This window comes from Streptomyces sp. NPDC058637, from assembly GCF_042717325.1.
In the GTDB taxonomy this organism is placed as follows: Bacteria; Actinomycetota; Actinomycetes; order Streptomycetales; family Streptomycetaceae; genus Streptomyces.
In genome coordinates this window covers 196445-212092 of sequence record NZ_JBHXRD010000002.1, presented here as the reverse complement: position 1 = coordinate 212092, position 15648 = coordinate 196445, and the positions used below count along the sequence as shown (strand labels likewise).

13 protein-coding genes and 1 pseudogene are annotated in these 15648 nt (G+C 71.4%); 3 read left to right on the top strand and 11 right to left on the bottom strand.

All coding sequences use genetic code 11. The features are described from left to right. From ACFWVP_RS03040 to ACFWVP_RS03030, 3 genes are all read right to left on the bottom strand, one after another. Positions 1-840, bottom strand: an 840-nt coding sequence (locus ACFWVP_RS03040; protein ID WP_384493176.1) for a carboxylesterase family protein, incomplete at its 3' end; no start/stop codon positions are given. Between the two features lie 104 nt (positions 841-944). Next, positions 945-1796, bottom strand: coding sequence for a hypothetical protein (locus ACFWVP_RS03035; RefSeq protein ID WP_384493175.1), 852 nt, complete (start codon positions 1794-1796; stop codon positions 945-947). 369 nt (positions 1797-2165) lie between these two features. Next, the gene (locus ACFWVP_RS03030; protein WP_384493174.1) at positions 2166-2813 is read right to left on the bottom strand and encodes a DUF4232 domain-containing protein; all 648 of its coding nucleotides are present in this window, start codon (positions 2811-2813) and stop codon (positions 2166-2168) included. A 392-nt stretch (positions 2814-3205) separates the two neighbouring features. Here ACFWVP_RS03030 and ACFWVP_RS03025 point away from each other — a divergent pair, with 392 nt between their 5' ends. Continuing rightward, positions 3206-4486 (top strand): YhgE/Pip domain-containing protein, encoded by a 1281-nt coding sequence (locus ACFWVP_RS03025; protein ID WP_384493173.1) that lies wholly within the window; start codon positions 3206-3208, stop codon positions 4484-4486. Between the two features lie 37 nt (positions 4487-4523). Here ACFWVP_RS03025 and ACFWVP_RS03020 read toward each other — a convergent pair. The 3 genes and pseudogenes from ACFWVP_RS03020 to ACFWVP_RS03010 all read right to left on the bottom strand — a co-directional run bounded on the left by ACFWVP_RS03020 (position 4524) and on the right by ACFWVP_RS03010 (position 8406). Further along, a pseudogene (locus ACFWVP_RS03020) lies at positions 4524-5018 on the bottom strand (GNAT family N-acetyltransferase). Between the two features lie 86 nt (positions 5019-5104). Continuing rightward, positions 5105-7138, bottom strand: a complete 2034-nt coding sequence (locus tag ACFWVP_RS03015) for a prolyl oligopeptidase family protein (RefSeq protein ID WP_384493172.1) — start codon at positions 7136-7138, stop codon at positions 5105-5107. A gap of 227 nt (positions 7139-7365) precedes the next feature. Then, positions 7366-8406: an NAD(P)-dependent alcohol dehydrogenase gene (locus ACFWVP_RS03010; RefSeq protein WP_384493171.1), complete on the bottom strand. Its 1041-nt coding sequence runs from the start codon at positions 8404-8406 to the stop codon at positions 7366-7368. Between the two features lie 169 nt (positions 8407-8575). Between ACFWVP_RS03010 and ACFWVP_RS03005 the strand changes: the two genes are divergently transcribed. Beyond that, positions 8576-9520, top strand: coding sequence for a helix-turn-helix domain-containing protein (locus tag ACFWVP_RS03005; protein WP_384493170.1), 945 nt, complete (start codon positions 8576-8578; stop codon positions 9518-9520). A gap of 60 nt (positions 9521-9580) precedes the next feature. Here the strand turns inward: ACFWVP_RS03005 and ACFWVP_RS03000 are convergent, their stop codons facing one another. From ACFWVP_RS03000 to ACFWVP_RS02985, 4 genes are all read right to left on the bottom strand, one after another. Continuing rightward, positions 9581-9733 (bottom strand): hypothetical protein, encoded by a 153-nt coding sequence (locus ACFWVP_RS03000; RefSeq protein WP_384493169.1) that lies wholly within the window; start codon positions 9731-9733, stop codon positions 9581-9583. Continuing rightward, positions 9673-10101 (bottom strand): hypothetical protein, encoded by a 429-nt coding sequence (locus tag ACFWVP_RS02995; RefSeq protein WP_384493168.1) that lies wholly within the window; start codon positions 10099-10101, stop codon positions 9673-9675. The genes ACFWVP_RS03000 and ACFWVP_RS02995 overlap by 61 nt, the downstream gene beginning before the upstream one ends. A 72-nt stretch (positions 10102-10173) precedes the next feature. Then, positions 10174-11577, bottom strand: coding sequence for an MFS transporter (locus tag ACFWVP_RS02990; protein ID WP_384493167.1), 1404 nt, complete (start codon positions 11575-11577; stop codon positions 10174-10176). Between the two features lie 33 nt (positions 11578-11610). Then, entirely contained in the window at positions 11611-12204 is a 594-nt protein-coding gene (locus ACFWVP_RS02985) for an ArsR/SmtB family transcription factor (RefSeq protein WP_384493166.1), read from the bottom strand. Between the two features lie 309 nt (positions 12205-12513). Here ACFWVP_RS02985 and ACFWVP_RS02980 point away from each other — a divergent pair, with 309 nt between their 5' ends. Next, the gene (locus ACFWVP_RS02980) at positions 12514-13242 is read left to right on the top strand and encodes a hypothetical protein (protein ID WP_384493165.1); all 729 of its coding nucleotides are present in this window, start codon (positions 12514-12516) and stop codon (positions 13240-13242) included. Between the two features lie 142 nt (positions 13243-13384). Here ACFWVP_RS02980 and ACFWVP_RS02975 read toward each other — a convergent pair whose 3' ends face one another. After that, complete coding sequence (locus ACFWVP_RS02975; protein WP_384493164.1) at positions 13385-15199, bottom strand: ABC transporter ATP-binding protein; 1815 nt, start codon at positions 15197-15199, stop codon at positions 13385-13387. Between the last annotated feature and the right edge of the window lie 449 nt (positions 15200-15648).

The window sequence follows — 15648 nt, the reverse complement described above, 5'->3', positions numbered from 1 at the left end:
CCCGCCGTCCACCGCGTCGCCGCCCCGTCTGTGCACGCCGGCCCCGCCACTGATCGGGTCGGCCCCGCCTACCACCTCGTCCGGGGCGTCCAGCAGCCGTTCGCGGCTCACGGCGGCGAACTCCTCCGCCGTGGCGGGCACCCTCAGTGCCTTCGCCATGGCCCTCACGGTCCTCGCGCCCCGGGCGCGCGTCACGGTCCGCGGCGGGCCGCTCCGCAGGATCGCCCGGTGGAACAGGCCTTCCGCACGGGGGCTGGTCAGCAGGGCGGCGATGCTGATGGCCCCGGCCGACTCGCCGCACACGGTGACGCACCCGGGGTCTCCGCCGAATCCCGCGATGTTGTCCTTCACCCAGGCCAGGGCCGCGATCTGGTCCAGCAGGCCCCGGTTGTCCGGTGCGTCGGGGAACACACCGAAGCCCTCGACGCCGAGCCGGTAGTTGACCGAGACGAGGACGACGCCGTCGCGGGCGAAGGCACGGCCGTCGTACAGGGGCATGGCCGCCGAGCCGTTCCGCGGTGATCCCCCGTGGATCCACACCATCACCGGCAGCGGTCCGCGGTCGGCCTCCGGGGTCCAGATGTTGAGGTTGAGGCACTCCTCCCCCGGGATGTCCACTCGGGGATCAGCCGGTCGAGCGGCGGCCGGTAGGGGCGTTGCGGGGCGGTGGGTCCGAACTTGCGCGCGTCCTGCCCCCTCCCAGGGCCCGACAGGTGCGGGGGCGCGGAACCGGTGGACGCCGAAGGGCGCGCCAGCGTACGGGATCCCCAGGTACGCGGCGATCCGTTCCCGGACGCTGCCTCGTACCTTGCCCTGGCGGGTCGTCGCGATGATGTCCATGTCGGTCCTTTTCACGAGAAGTGCCCGCCTGCCTGCCGCGGAGGGGCGACAGGGGAGGCGGTGAGTGAGGCTCTGAAGGGGTTACGGAGTGTTGGCCGGGACGCTCAGGGCCAGGCTGTTCCGGCGGACGTCGGACCAGGTGGTGGTGTCGGTGCAGATGCCGCAGCCGGGGCCGAAGAACTGGGCACGGGCCGTCCGGTCGCCCATGAGGTGGGCTCGGAACCACGCGGTGGTCGGTGCGGCGAACGGGCCGGGGTCGCCGACGACCGTGAAGTGGTCGGCCCCGCGCAGCTCGCCGTAGAGGGCCGGTATGTGGTCGGCGGCGTTGTAGAAGGCCTTGACGAGGAAGGGGAAGACGATGCTGTCCTTCCGGCCAGCAGCAGCGCGGGGACGCGCACCGCGTCGATGTCGGCCGGCGGACCGGGCTGGATCGGCAGGACGGTGTCGATGCGGGGGTGCGCGCCGACCACGATGGCCGCCGCGCCGCCCTGCGAGTGGCCCGAGGCCCCGATGTGCTCCAGGTCGACGCGGTCCCGGAAGACGCTGTCCGGGTCGGCGTCCCTGCGGGTGAGCATGTCGATGCCCGCGCGCATGGAGATGCCGAGGTTGGACTGCGGGGTGTTCGCCACGGCGACGACGAAGCCCTGGCTCGCCCAGTGGAGCAGCAGGTCCCGGTAGACGAGGGGAATGCCGTTGGTGCCGTTGCCCCACACGATCACGGGGTGGCGGCGGTCGCTGTTCGCGATGTCGCGCGGGTAGTAGAGGGTGGTGATCGCTCCGACCTCGACCGCGGTGGCGTACGGGCCGGGGGCCGCGAAGTCAGCGGTGGCCGTGGTTATGGGGGTGGCGACGGCGGAGGTATCCGTGGGGGTGGATGCCGTGGCCGCGCCGGCCGGCGCGCTCAGGACCAGGGCGAGGGCGACCGACGGGACGAACAGTTTCCGTCTCCACAGCACGGCGACTCCTGACGTCGTCAAGGTGAACTGAGTGATCCATCCGGATCACATCGGTGTCTGACCGCACATCTTGTGGGAGTGACCGGCGGCCGTCTCTGCGCAATCGCGGCAATCACCGACGGCGGAGTTCGTGCGACTTACCGAGGGGTGGGGGCCCTGCGGCGGTGCCATGCTCGGTCGGGTCAGGGCATGTCAGGGGCGGGGGTCGACTTCTCGTGGCCGGCCGGGGCCGGTCGGCCCTCCGCGGCCGGTTCCCGCTTGTGCGTCGTGCCGGTGGACGTCAGCGGGAGGCTGTCGCGGGACTTGACGCTGCGGGGGGTACTTCCAGCCGGGGTGACGACGCCTCCCGGACACCCCGGACCCGCCCGGTCAGCCGGCCACGGCCGTGGTCGTGAAGCGGTCGCCGCAGACGTGGAGTTGAGGGGTGCGCAGGGTGAGTGCCTCGGTGGAGCCGGGCGGATAGACCCTGAGGTAGTCGGGCCGGTCCCAGCAACCGGGGCCGTCGATGCCCTGGTTCAGCGTGTGGAGGGAGACGTCCGCCGTGCCACCGGGAGCGATCACCGTCCGCTCCCGTGTGCCGCCCTCGCGCCCGGCCGGGTCGCCGATCACACTGCCGTCACGCTTGATCAGTGAGACGCCGGGGAAGCCGTGCAGGGTGCAGGGCTCCTCGGACGTGTTCTCGAACGTGAGCCGGTAGTGGATCTGCCCCGCGCCCGCTTCGCCACGGCCCAGGCTCATGGACAGGCCGTCGGCCGTGCAGCGCCCGGAATCCTGACCGGTGGCCGCGGGCTCCGAACCGGCGGGTTCGCCGGGGGCTGTCGTGGGCGCGGAGGACGGCACACCCGCGGAGGACGGCACACCCGCGGAGCTCGCCGTACCCGGTGCGGTGCCGCCGGGCACGGAACGCGTCGCGCCGGCCGGTGCGGCCGTGTCCGAGGAGTCGCCGCAGCCGGCGGCGGTGAGCGCGAGCGACGCCATGGCGACCGGGACGAGGAGGTGCCGACGGCTCGTCCACACCCCCCGGTGCTTCCTCCGGCCCCGCGGCCGGAGCGTTCGCTCGGACGGTGATGCGGTGGTGCGCGAGAGTGAGTCCATATCCCTCGCCTGCTCGGTTCGGGCCCTTCCGAACCCGCCGGTGCGCGATCCGAGGCTCGAATTCTCTTCCAGGTCGTCCGCCCTGCCGGGGTAAGGAGACGGTGATGCTGCCCGCGAGTGCGGCCGTACCCCCTGACGACCTGGCGGCCTTCCACCGGCGTGCGCGGCGTAGGTGAGGAGGGCTACGCCAACAGGGCGAAGTAGAGGGAGGTTTCTGACGACTCGCCGTACCTCCTCGCCCTGACCGGCCACCTCGCCCACGATCGGCTCCGGAGCGGACCCCCACCCGCAGGTCCCAGAGACGACGGAGATCGATGACCGCCGACGGCACCACCCCCGACACCGGCCCGCAGACACGCGCCGGCGCTCTTCTGCGCAGGCCCAGGCTGTGGCTGATGCCCACCGTCCTCACCGGGCTGCTCGCCCTGCTGCTGTCCCTGCTCTACATGGGCGGCATCGTCAGTCCGCAGAGTGAGCTGCACGACCTGCCCATCGCGCTCGTCGACTCGGACCGGGGCGAGCCGCTGCCCGGGCAGAAGGAGAACCTGGGTGCGCAGATCACCCGGGCCATCGTCTCCGACGGCGCGTCCGACAAGGCCGAGTGGCGCACGCTCACACGCCGCCAGGCCCAGGACCAGTTGGAGACCGACAGGGTCTACGGCGTCCTGGTCATCCCCGCCGGCTTCACCGAGGCCGTCGCCGCGCTCACCACCTCGAAGGCCACCGCCCGCCCGACGATGACGGTGCTGACCAACCCCGCCAAGGGCAGTCTCGGGTCCTCGCTGGCGAGCCAGATCAGTACGGCGGCCGCGCAACAGGCCTCATCGACGATCGGCAGGCAGCTGACGGCGGCCGCCTCGGGCGCGGACTCGACGCGCAGGCTCCTGCTCGCCGACCCCGTCTCCGTCAGGACCGAGGTCGGCCAACCCGTCGGCAGCCACAGCGGTCTCGGCCTGAGCGCCTTCTACTACACCCTGCTGCTGGTGCTGGCCGGCTTCATGGGCGGCAACGTCATCAGCAACGGCGTCGACACCGGACTCGGCTACGCCGACAACGAGATCGGCCCCTGGCACACCCGCCGCCCGACCGTGCCGATCAACCGCTCCCAGACACTGCTCCTGAAGATGGCCATGACGGCGGGCATCACGGTCATCAGTGTCTCCCTCGTGGTACTCGCCTGCGTCGGCATCCTCGGCATGGACGCGTCGCACATCCCCCTGCTGTGGATCTACTCCTACTGCGCGGCCCTCGCGGTCGGTCTCGGCGTGCAGGCCATCAACGCGGCCTTCGGCGGGATCGGCCAGCTCGTCTCCATGTTCGTGTTCATCGTCCTGGGACTGCCGTCGTCGGGTGCCACCGTGCCGCTCCAGGCGGTGCCGGGTTTCTACCGTTTCCTGTCGCACTTCGAGCCCATGCGGCAGCTCAGCGACGGCGTCCGCGCGATCCTGTACTTCGACGCGCGCGGCGACGCCGGACTCACCCGCGCCTGGGTCATGATCGCGATCGGTACGCTGCTGGCTCTGGTCTTCGGCTTCCTGATGACCTCGTACTACGACCGGAAGGGCCACAAGCGCCTGACGCCGCAGCCCGCCTGATCCGGCAGCCGCCGGCACCCGGAGGCGCCGTACTCCCTCACCCGGTGGTGATGTCCTTGCGCATCAGGGTGCACATCGTCTCGTAGCGGCGCAGCGACCCGTCCGGGGCGCGTTCGTCCCGGGCGTCCGGCTCGCGGTCGTTGGCGACGTGGCCCAGGCGTTCGTACAGCGCACGGGCCCGGAGGCTGTTCTCCTCCACGCCGAACTCGGCGTGGCGCAGTCCACGGTTCCTGATGCGTTCCTAGGCGGCCCCGACGAGGAACGTGCCGACTCCGCAGGACCGCAGCGCGGGATGTACCGAGAGCTGCCACAGGGCGCCGACGCCCTCCTCGACCCGGTAGTCGATCCCGCCTTTCGCCGCGGGGACGTCCGTCGCGGTGCAGACCGCGAGGTAGTCGACCTCGCCGGGCCCGGCCCGCCTCAACTGGCGTGCCGCACCGGCCGGATGGGGTTCGGACCCCGACCATCCGCAGGACGCCAGGTCTGCGGGCCTCAGATCGCGGACCGTCAGCCGCACCCGCACATCGATCATTCTCATCGCCCCCGGTCGGCATGCCCTGGTTCCGGGCGCACGGGGCGCAACGCCCTTTCGCCCCGGCGCACGGCGGAACGCGGCGGTCAGCCGGAGGCCGGCCCGTCCGGCCGGGCGAGGTGCTGCCACAGGAACGTCTGCACCAGGGCCCTGTTGTGGGCGGCCTGTTCGTTGTCGTTGGCGCCCGCGTGGCCACCGCCGGTGTTCTCGTGGAACAGGACCTGGTGGCCGAGTTCGCGCAGCCGCGCGGCGGCCTTGCGGGCGTGACCGGGGTGGACGCGGTCGTCGCGGGTGGAGGTCGTCAGCAGCACCGGCGGGTAGTCCTGGTCCGCCGTGAGCTGGTGGTAGGGCGAGATCGCGCGCAGGTGAGGACGGTCTGCCTCGTCGTCCGGGTTGCCGTACTCGGCGATCCAGGACGCGCCGGCGAGGAGCTTGTGGAAGCGGAGCATGTCCAGCAGCGGAACCTCGGCGACGATCGCGCCGAACAGCCGCGGGTAGCGGGTGATCATCGCGCCCATGAGCAGGCCGCCGTTGCTGCCGCCCGTGGCGCCGAGCATGGCGGGGGTGGTGATGTCGCGGGCGACGAGGTCCGTGGCGACGGCCGCGAAGTCCTCGAAGGCTCGCGGCCGGTCCGCGCGGAGCGCGGCCTGGTGCCAGCCCGGTCCGTATTCGCTGCCCCCACGGATGTTGGCGATCACGTAGGTGCCGCCGCGCTCCAGCCACCCCCGGCCCGTCACCGCGCCGTAGTAGGGGGTGAGTGGGACCTCGAAGCCGCCGTAGCCGTAGAGCAGGGCGGGCCCGGGTCCGGTGGCGGTCCTGTCGGGCCCGATCACGAAGTACGGCACGCGCGTGCCGTCCTGGGAGACCGCGAAGAACTGCCGCACCTCCAGCCCGGACGCGTCGAAGCGGGCCGGAGCCTGCTTGATGATCTCCGAGTCGGCGCCGACGTGCCCGTGGTGGAGGGTGGACGGCTGCAGGAACCCCGACACGTCCAGGAAGTACTCGTCGGAGACGTCCGGGTCCGTGTCCACGACGGTGGCGGCGGACAGCGCCGGGACGTCCGCGAGCGAGGTACGCGTCCACGGGCCGTCGGGCGTGGGGGTGAGCACCTCGATGCGGGTGCTGACGTCGTGCATCGTCTCCAGGATCAGGTGGTGCCGGGTCCAGGAGTGCCCGGCCAGGGACGTCCGTTCGTCCGGGGTGAACAGCACCCGTGCGGTGCGGTCGCCCGCGAGGAAGGAGTCGAAGCCGAACGCCAGCAGGGAGCCCGCCCGCTGTCCGAGCCAGTCGGACTTCAGGGTGACGAGCAGGTGCTCGCGGTGGACGTCGGCGTCGGCGTCGTCGGGTACGTCGATCCTGACGAGCGAGTCGTCGGGGGCCAGCAGATAGGTCTCACCGCGGTAGAAGTCCATCGACCGCGAGACGAAGTCCCGTTCGAAGCCGGGTGTGCTGTCGTGCCATCCTCCGGCCGACACGTCCTCCGTCCCCGCTTCGAAGACGAGGGCGGCCTGGTCCAGCGGTGTGCCGCGCCGCCACCTGCGCACCGTGCGCGGATAGCCTGAGTCGGTCAGCGAGCCGGGTCCGGAGTCGGTGCCGATGAAGACGGTGTCGTCGTCGATCCACCCGATCCTGGTCTTCGCCTCCCCCACCTGGAACCCGTCCTCGACGAAGGTCCGCGTGGCGAGGTCGAACTCCCGCACCACGACGGCGTCACCGCCGTCGCGCGACAGGTACACCAGTGCCCGGTCGTGGTCCGGCGGGCGCACCCGCGCACCGGCCCACACCCACTTCTCGTCCTCCGCGGCGACGAGCGCGTCGACATCGAGGAGGACGTCCCACTCGGGAGCGTCCTTGCGGTACTGCTCCGCCGTCGTACGCCGCCAGACGCCGCGCACATGGTCGGCGTCCTGCCAGAAGTTGTAGAGGAACGCGCCGCGACGGACGGTGTAGGGGATGCGGTCCGACGCGTCCAGCACCTCCCGCAGACTCTTCTTCAGGGAGGCGAAACCGGCGCCGGCGGTCAGTGCCGCCGCCGTCTCCGCGTTCCGCTCGGCCACCCACGCGAGCGCGGCCTCGCTCTCGACGTCTTCCAGCCACAGGTACGGGTCACGATCAGTCACGAGCTCAATTGTGCAGGTCCGAAACCCGTGGCGGGACCACGTCCGCGGAGATCGTCCTCGGGTGCCCGCGCCGACGGGCCGGCTCCGGACCCGTGCCCACCACGGGGCGCATCGCGATCAGGTACGGCCCGACGCCGGTGATCCGGGAGCCGGTGTGGCAGTGCAGGCCCGTCAGCGGGAGGCCGTACGCCGGGCAGGAACCCGGCGTGACCCGGCAGGGTATGCCCTCAGATGGTGGCCGTGTCGATCACGAACCGGTAGCGCACATCGCTGTTCAGCACGCGCTCGTACGCCTCGTTGATCTCGGACGCCCCGATCAGCTCGATCTCCGCGCCGAAGCCGTGCTCGGCGCAGAAGTCCAGCATGTCCTGGGTCTCCTTGATGCCTCCGATGCCGGAGCCCGAGAGGGACTTGCGGCCACCGATCAGTGAGAAGAGGTTGACGGAGACCGGCTCCTCCGGGGCGCCGACGTTCACCAGCGCACCGTCCGTCTTCAGGAGGGCGAGGTAGGCCCCGAAGTCCAGCGGCGCGGACACCGTGGACAGGATGATGTCGAACGTGCCGGCCAGTTCCTCGAAGGTCTTCGGGTCGCTGGTGGCGAAGTAGTGGTCGGCGCCGAGCTTCAGTCCGTCCTCCTGCTTGCGCAGGGACTGCGAGAGCACGGTCACCTCCGCGCCGAGCGCGTGCGCGATCTTGACGCCCACGTGCCCGAGGCCGCCCATACCGAGGACGGCGACCTTCTTGCCGGGTCCGGCGTTCCAGTGCTTCAGCGGGGAGTACGTGGTGATTCCGGCGCAGAGCAGCGGTGCGGCCTCGTCCAGCGACAGGCCGTCGGGGATGCGGACGGTGTAGTTCTCGTCCACGACGATGTGCGTCGAGTAGCCGCCGTAGGTGGGGTCACCGTTCTTGTCCAGGGCGTTGTACGTGCCGGTGTTGCCCTTGGCGCAGTACTGCTCCAGGCCGGCCTTGCAGTTGTCGCACTCGCGGCAGGAGTCGACCATGCAGCCGACGCCCACACGGTCGCCCACGGCGAACCTGGTGACGCCGGGGCCGGCCTCGGTGACGATGCCCGCGATCTCGTGGCCGGGCACCATCGGGAATATGCCCTGGCCCCAGCCGTCGCGGGCCTGGTGGATGTCCGAGTGGCAGATGCCGGCGAACTTGATGTCGATCAGGACGTCGAACTCGCCGACCGCACGACGCTCGACGGTGGTGCGCTCCAGCGGAGCATTGGCGGCGGGTGCGGCGTACGCGGCGACAGTGGTCATGCGGAAGTTCTCCTAAGCAGTGGTCCGTGCCCGGCAGCCTCCGTCCGGACACGTCGTCCAGCCTGCCCCAGCTCGCCCGCCTCACCCAGACCACGGTTCAGCCTACGTCCAGTGGTCCTACTACTGGCGGGGTCAGGATGTTGTGCGTACGACGGTGGATACTGGGCTCATGGACGAGCAGCCCGCATTCGAGCCTCGGCCCCCTGGCGACGGCTCCGCCCCCGGTGACGGCACGGGGCAGGCCCTCGCGCGCGCCGAGCTCAGCGAATTCCTGCGCACCCGGCGGGCCCGGCTGAAGCCGGAGGATGTGGGACTGCCCGATTTCGGGCGGCACCGCCGTGTTCCGGGGCTGCGCCGCGAGGAGCTGGCGCAGTTGGCCGGGGTGTCCGTGGCGTACTACACACGACTTGAGCAGGGCAACGGACGGAACGTGTCCGCGGAGGTACTGGACGCGATCGCGCGTGCGCTGCGGCTGACGGACGCCGAGCAGGCGCACCTCACCCATCTGGCGAAGCCCAAGCAGCACCGGAAGAAGCCGTCGGCGCGGCAGCAGCGGGTGCGCGGGACGCTGTGCGGGCTGCTCGACACCATGGAGGGTGTGCCGGCGTACGTCATCGGGCGGCGTTCGGAGGTCCTGGCGTGGAACCGGATGGCCGCGGCGGTGTTCGGCGACTGGTCGGAGCTGCCGCCGCAGGAGCGCAACTGGGCGCGGATGGTGTTCCTGATGCCCGAGTACCGCGAGCTGTTCGTGGAGTGGGACCAGAAGGCGACGGACATCGTCAGCTACCTGCGGATGGACGCGGGCTGCCATCCCGACGACCCGCGACTCTCCGCTCTCGTCGGCGAGCTCTCCGTGAAGAGCCAGGAGTTCCGGCGGCTGTGGGCCACCCATGACGTCAAGGAGAAGAGTCACGGCGTAAAGCGGCTGCACCACCCGCTGGTGGGTGAGCTGTCGCTCTCCTTCGAGACGTTCGCCCTGCCCGACGACGCCGAGCAGTCGGTGGTCGTCTATCACGCGGAGGCCGGTTCGGCCTCGGCGCAGGCGCTGCGGCTGCTCGCCAGCTGGGGTACGGACGCGACGCGGGCGGGCGCGTCCGTACCCGGGAAGCAGTAGTGCCGGCTCACGGCACCGACGGCGCCGGGGCCATGGCCGGGAGGAGCCTGCGAGGTCTGCCTACTTCGTGCCGAGGTAGTAGCTGACCTGTGGCGGCTGGTTGTACCCGGTGTTCTGGAGGGCTACGCCGAGCCGGTAGACCGGGTCGTGCATCAGGGTCGGCAGCCGGAACTCGGTGGGGCGCGGCGTGGTGCGGAGGCGCAGCGCGCCCACGTTGGTCGACGCGTTGCTGTCGAACTTCCAGCGGCGGACCAGGGCGGGTTCGAAGGCACGGAGTCCATGACCCTGCCGGTCCGGCCGTTGAAGACCGACAGGAACCCGGGGCCGCTGAGCACGGCGCAGTCCTCGGCGAGGTGCGAAGCGGTCGCGCTGCCGATGACCGTGCCCGCCGAGTCCTTCGACCCGTCCGACGTACGCACGGACATCTCGGCCGTGCCGTCGCCGTCGTAGTCGTACACCTGGAACGAGTCGTGGTGCGAGCCGCTGCGCACATGGGTGCCGAGGTTCACGCGCCACAGCCGGGTGCCGTCCAGCTCGTACGCGTCGAAGTCGCGAACCCTCTGGTCGGTGAACGACCGCACGGCACCAACGGTCGCTCTCGCGGTCTGCGAGAACCCGTGGAACGCCGCCGAAGCCGTCCACCGCACCACTCGTCAGCTGCGTGATCGGCACCTGGACGATCCGATCGCCTGGGTGCCCTTCCCGCACATCGGCGCCTGAGCACCGTCCCGGGTGCCGCCCTGCGGCCCGCCCTCCTGGGCGGTCGCGCCCGGCCGGGGCAGCTGGGCCTGCCGTACCGCGCCGGACGACAGGGTGACGGCCACGCCGAGGACGGCGAAGACGCCGCAGCCGACGAACACCGGGGCTGCGCCCCAGGCTCCGATCGCCGCGCCCACGACGGGATAGCCGAGGGGCGCGAGCCCCACCATGGTGAGCATGACCACGGAGGTGACCCGGCCGAGATAGGCGGGGTCCGCCGCGGTCTGCAGAAGGGTGTTGTTCAGGCTGCCGAAGAGGCCCGCGCCCAGTCCGATGACCACGGCCAGCACCACGGCGGTCCCCAGGGTGGGAACGAGCGCGATGGTGGCCGCTCCCGCGCAGCAGACGAGCAGTGACCCCGACAGCATGAGTCCTGCGCGCGGCAGCCAGCCCGCGACGGTGAGCAGCACGGCGCTCACGGCCGCTCCCGCGCCGAAGCCGCTGATGACGAAGCCGTAGCCCGAAGGCCCCCAGCCGCGTTCGGCGTTGAGCAGCACCATGCCGACGTTGAGGGTGCCGATGAGGCCGAGTTCGCAGACGGCGCCCGCGGCGACGAGCGGGCCGATGAGCCGGTGGTGGCGGATGTAGCGCAGGCCGTCGAGGAGGTCCTCGCGTGCCGTGCCGGGTTCCGGTCGCTTCCCGGCCCGCACCCCGAGGCCGCCATGTGCCCCGAGGCCGGCGCGTTCCGCGAGGGGGCGCAGCCGTGTCGTCAGCAGGAGCGGCAGGGACACGGCGAAGAGGAGGCCCGCGACGGCGAAGGTGGCCGCCTCGCCGCCGAGTCCCATGGCCAGGCCACCGATGGGCGGTCCCGCGATCTGGCTGAGGCGCATGGACAGGGAGCGCATCCCGGTGACGCGGGCCAGTTGGTCGGGGCCGGTGATCCGCGGCGGGAGGGCACCGATCGCGGGTACGAACAGGGCGTCCACGACGCCGAAGACGAGCGCCACCGCGACCAGGAGCCACAGGTCCGGGGCGGTCAGTGCGACGGCGGCGGCCACCGAGAGGATGAGGACGCAGCGCAGCGCGTCGCTGCCGAGGATCACCCGGCGGGGGTCGACCCGGTCGGCCAGCACGCCTCCGCCGAGCATGAGTATCGCCCGGGGCAGCGCGCCGGCGGCCAGTACCAGGCCGACCTCGGTGGGTCCTGCGGCCTGCTGGGCGGACCAGGCGAGTGCGACGAAGTACACGCTGTCGCCCACGAGGGACGCGGTGTAGGCGGTGAGCCAGCGCAGCACGTTGCCGTCGCGGTAGGCCGGTGTGGTGGCGCTTTCGGGCACGTCTGTCTCAGTGGTGGTCACGGCAGGGCTCCGGCTGGTCGGAAGGGGACGGCGTCAGGTGCGGAAGGGGAAGCCGTAGACGTGCACGGCCACGTGCTCACGGGCCTCGGTACCGCCGGCCTCCGCGGAGGCCTGTCCGCGCTCCCGCCAGCGTCGGGACAGGGCCGCGAACTCCTCGCTCATCTCGGTGAGTTCGGCGGCGGTCAGGTCGACCATCCACTCGGCGTTGAAGGCCGCGTCGGTCCACTCCTTGCCCCAGGCGGCCTTCTCCTCCAGATAGGCGCGGTACTGCCCGGTGCGGGTGTCGACGATGCCGCGGACCACCGCGCCGACGGCCGCGGCCCCCTCGGGCGTGTCGGCGAAGTCCGAGTCGCGGAAGCCCCAGCCCTCCTCGGACGCCACCCGCCACCACCGCTCCCTGCCGTCGGCGCCCTGCCCCGCCGCCTCGGCCACGAAGCCGTGCTCGGCCAGCTTGCGCAGGTGGTAGCTGACCAGCGACGGCGCCTGGTCGACCTGCTCGGCGAGCTGGGAGGCGGTCGCCGTCCCGGCGACGTACAGCAGTCGGTACAGCCGCATCCGCAGGGGGTTGGTGAATGCCTTCAGCCGGGTCAGGTCGGTGATCTGATCGGGCTCGCGCTTCGGTCGCATGACACTCACCGTAGATGCGAAAATAGAGTTGCGCAATATTTCTTTCGGAAAACTGGCGGGCTGTCACGGACTCACGCGGGGGCAGGACCTCGCGCAGCCGGCCGGAACCCGGCACGGGACGTTCCGGCACGGCTCGGGGTGCGGCGGCGGCCGGTCGTGTCGTGTGTCGTGGAGACTTGAGAGGCTGGACGGAGGCAGGTCCCTGCTGGCAGCCTCGCAGCCGAGACATGCGGAGCGGGGCCCGAGTGCCCTGCCCCGCTGAAGCACCGGAACACCGCCGACGAGGAGGACCCGATCAGCACCCCCGGGATGGACCCGCTGGACCCCGCCGGAGTCGTGAACGCGCGGGAGACCCTCTTCGAACTGCTGGGCCGCGCCGGAGTCTTCCGTGACGAGGCCGAAACGCTGATCTCGCTCGTCGAGGCGGGCGCGATCGCGGACGCGCACAGCGAGGTCGCGAAGTCCGGGGACTTCCCGGAAGAGGAGGAGCCGTACGCCCTGGGCCGGCACGACGGCGCCCGGGCCGTCGGCGACGAGCTCGCCCGTATCGCCGGGCGAGCCCTGGAGCGTGCCATCGGGCCGACGGCGTCCGGCTCCGCGGGGGACGCGGCACGAGACCGCCACCCCGTCGGGCGGGTGGACGTGGAACGTGCGAAGGTCGCCGTGACGCCGCTCTCGCTCGCCTTCGCCGATGCCTCGGACCTCGACCCCGAGGTGTCGGACGAGGTCCTCGCCGCCGTGCTCGGCACGATGAGTGTCGTAGGACGGGTCGGGTACGCGGGCCGTCTGGAGCGGTTCACCGAGTCCCACCGGGAGCGGCTGGATCGCCTGTACGCGCGGTACGGACCCCGCAGCCGCATCGCCGTCCACGGCCGCTACTCCCTCCTCCACTCCCCCACGAGCATCGCCGTGCTCGAACGCCTCACCGCCGCACCGTCGGCGCTCCGGACGGAGTGGGAACACGCGGAGCTGCCGCCGGCCTGGCTGGACGGACTCGCGACGGCCTGGGGCGCGTCGGAGTCCCCACCACCGGAGTGACGCCCGGCCGGCCGGGGCTCCGGGCCCCCGCCCGGATGCCTCCGACGTCACCGGCGGCCGTGCGCGGCCTGTCGGCGACGGGGGCGGGCGCCCCGGACGTCGTTCGTACGCCGCGATGCCCGCCCGCCCCCGGCCACGCGGTTCAGGTCACCTCGGCCTGCTCCTCGGCGCCGGCCAGGAAACCGCCCGACTGGTGCTGCCACAGCTTCGCGTACGCGCCTTCGGCCGCCAGCAGCTGCTCGTGGGTGCCCTGCTCGACGATCCGCCCCCGGTCCAGGACGACGAGCCGGTCCATGCCCGCGACCGTGCTGAGCCGGTGCGCCACGACCAGGGCCGTCCGCCCCTCCATAAGGTTCCACAGCGCCTTCTGGACGAGGACTTCGCTTTCCGAGTCCAGGGCGCTGGTCGCCTCGTCGAGCAACAGGATCGGCGCGTCGCGCAGGATCGCCCGGGCGAGGGCGACCCGCTGCCGCTGCCCACCGGACAGCTTGACGCCCCGCTCGCCCACCATGGTGTCGAAACCGTCCGGCAGCGCGTCGATGAACTCCGTGACGTGAGCCGCCTCCGCCGCACGCCGGATCTCGGCTTCGGTGGCGTCCGGCCGGGCGAACGCGATGTTGTCGCGCAGGGTGCGGTGGAACATCGCCGGGTCCTGCGGCACATAGGCGATCTGACCGCGCAGATCAGCCTGACGCAGTTTGCTGATGTCCTGCCCGCCGATCAGGATCCTGCCGTCGTCGATGTCCGTCATCCGCAGCAGCAGTCGGCTGAGCGTGGTCTTGCCGCCACCGGACCGGCCGACGAGGCCGATCCTCGCGCCGCTGCTCACCTCCAGGTCGAGACGGTCGAAGAGCGGCTTGCCGCCCGCGTGGGCGAAGGTCACCTGCTCGAAGCGGATGTCGGCGGCCTCGGACCGCAGCGGTTCCGGTGACGGCGGGTCGAGGACGGTGGGCTGGGACAGCAGCAGTTCTGTGAACTGCCCTGCCTCCGTCATCGAGCTCTCCAGGCGACGGTAGATCTGGTTGAACTCGAACATGATCCGTGTCGCGTTCGAGTAGTACGTGAACGCGACCACGACCGCCTCCACTCCGTGTCCGCCCCCGCCGAGGGTGACCGCGAGCAGCAGGCCCATGGCGTTGGTCAGCACGGACATCGGAGCGACCAGTGTGTCGATGCGCAGGTTGCCGTAGTCCCAGGACCGCAGGGTGAGCCGGCGCGATTCCGCGACCCGGGAGCGGTGCTCGGCGGCCTCGCGTTCCTCGGCGCCGAAGGCCCGGACCGTGTCCATGTTCATCAGGCTGTCGGCGACGTGACCGGACACCTGGGCGATCGCCTCCTCGCGCTGGTCGACGAGTCTCTGGCGGCGGCGGATGAGGGGCATGACGCACAGCGCGGTCAGGGCGATCATCACCAGGAGGCCAACGACGAGCAGCGGTTCGTAGCTCCAGAGCACGACCGACCCGAAGATCAGCGGCACGAAGCTGCCCACGACCGAGAAGGTCAGTGTGTCGATGAACTCCTCGAAGCGGGAGGCGAAACTCAGCACCCGCTTGGTCAGCGAGCCGGCGAAGTTCTCGTGGAAGAACGTGGCGTCCTTGGCGAACAGTTCGTCCATGCCGACCACGTACAGGTGCTCGATGCCCCGGGCGTCCAGGCGGTTCAGGAAGTGCAGGCCGATGCGCCAGAACGCCTCGGCGAGCAGCAGGACGCCGGCGAAGCCGAGCACGTAGGGCATCAGCGAGCCGAGGGTGGTGTCACCGCCGTCGGCCAGGTGCCCCACGAGTTTCGCGACGATCAGCGGGGCGATGTAGTTGATGCCGATGTTGCCCAGCGCCGGCGACAGCATCGCGGGTGCCGTCAGCCATTTCTGCCGGGTCAACTCCCTTCCGTAGTAACGCAGCGCCAGGAGCACCGAACCCTTGCCCGGCGATTCCTTGTGTGCTTCGGTCAGTCCCATTCCCACCCTGTACGTCGTGCGGAGCCCGCTCCACGCGTCCTCGCAGAGGCGTCGGTGCGGAGCCGGCCGCGGGGCGATCCGTTTCGGCCGCATGTCCTCGGCCGGATCGCGTTCCGGCGGACAGGGCATGACGGCGGAGCCCACACGGCTCGCGGTGATGCGTCCGCGCGAGTCCGGGGCCCGGGAACCGAAGTCTCCCGCGACGGCGTCGGGGCGGTCCACGCGTTTTTCTCGGCCACCGCGGTACCGCGAACGCGTCAGCCCGGCCCCCGGGCCGGTCGGAGAGTGCGGGGCTCACTGCCGAGCAAGAGCATTCGCACATGCGTGCGTGTCGGCGGGGCTACCGGGCCGGAAATGCTCTCTGCCGACAGTCGGATCGTCCGACCAGCAGCCTCTCGACGTCCCGCACCGCCAGGAATAGGTCCATGGGGCGGCCGGTGTCACCGAGC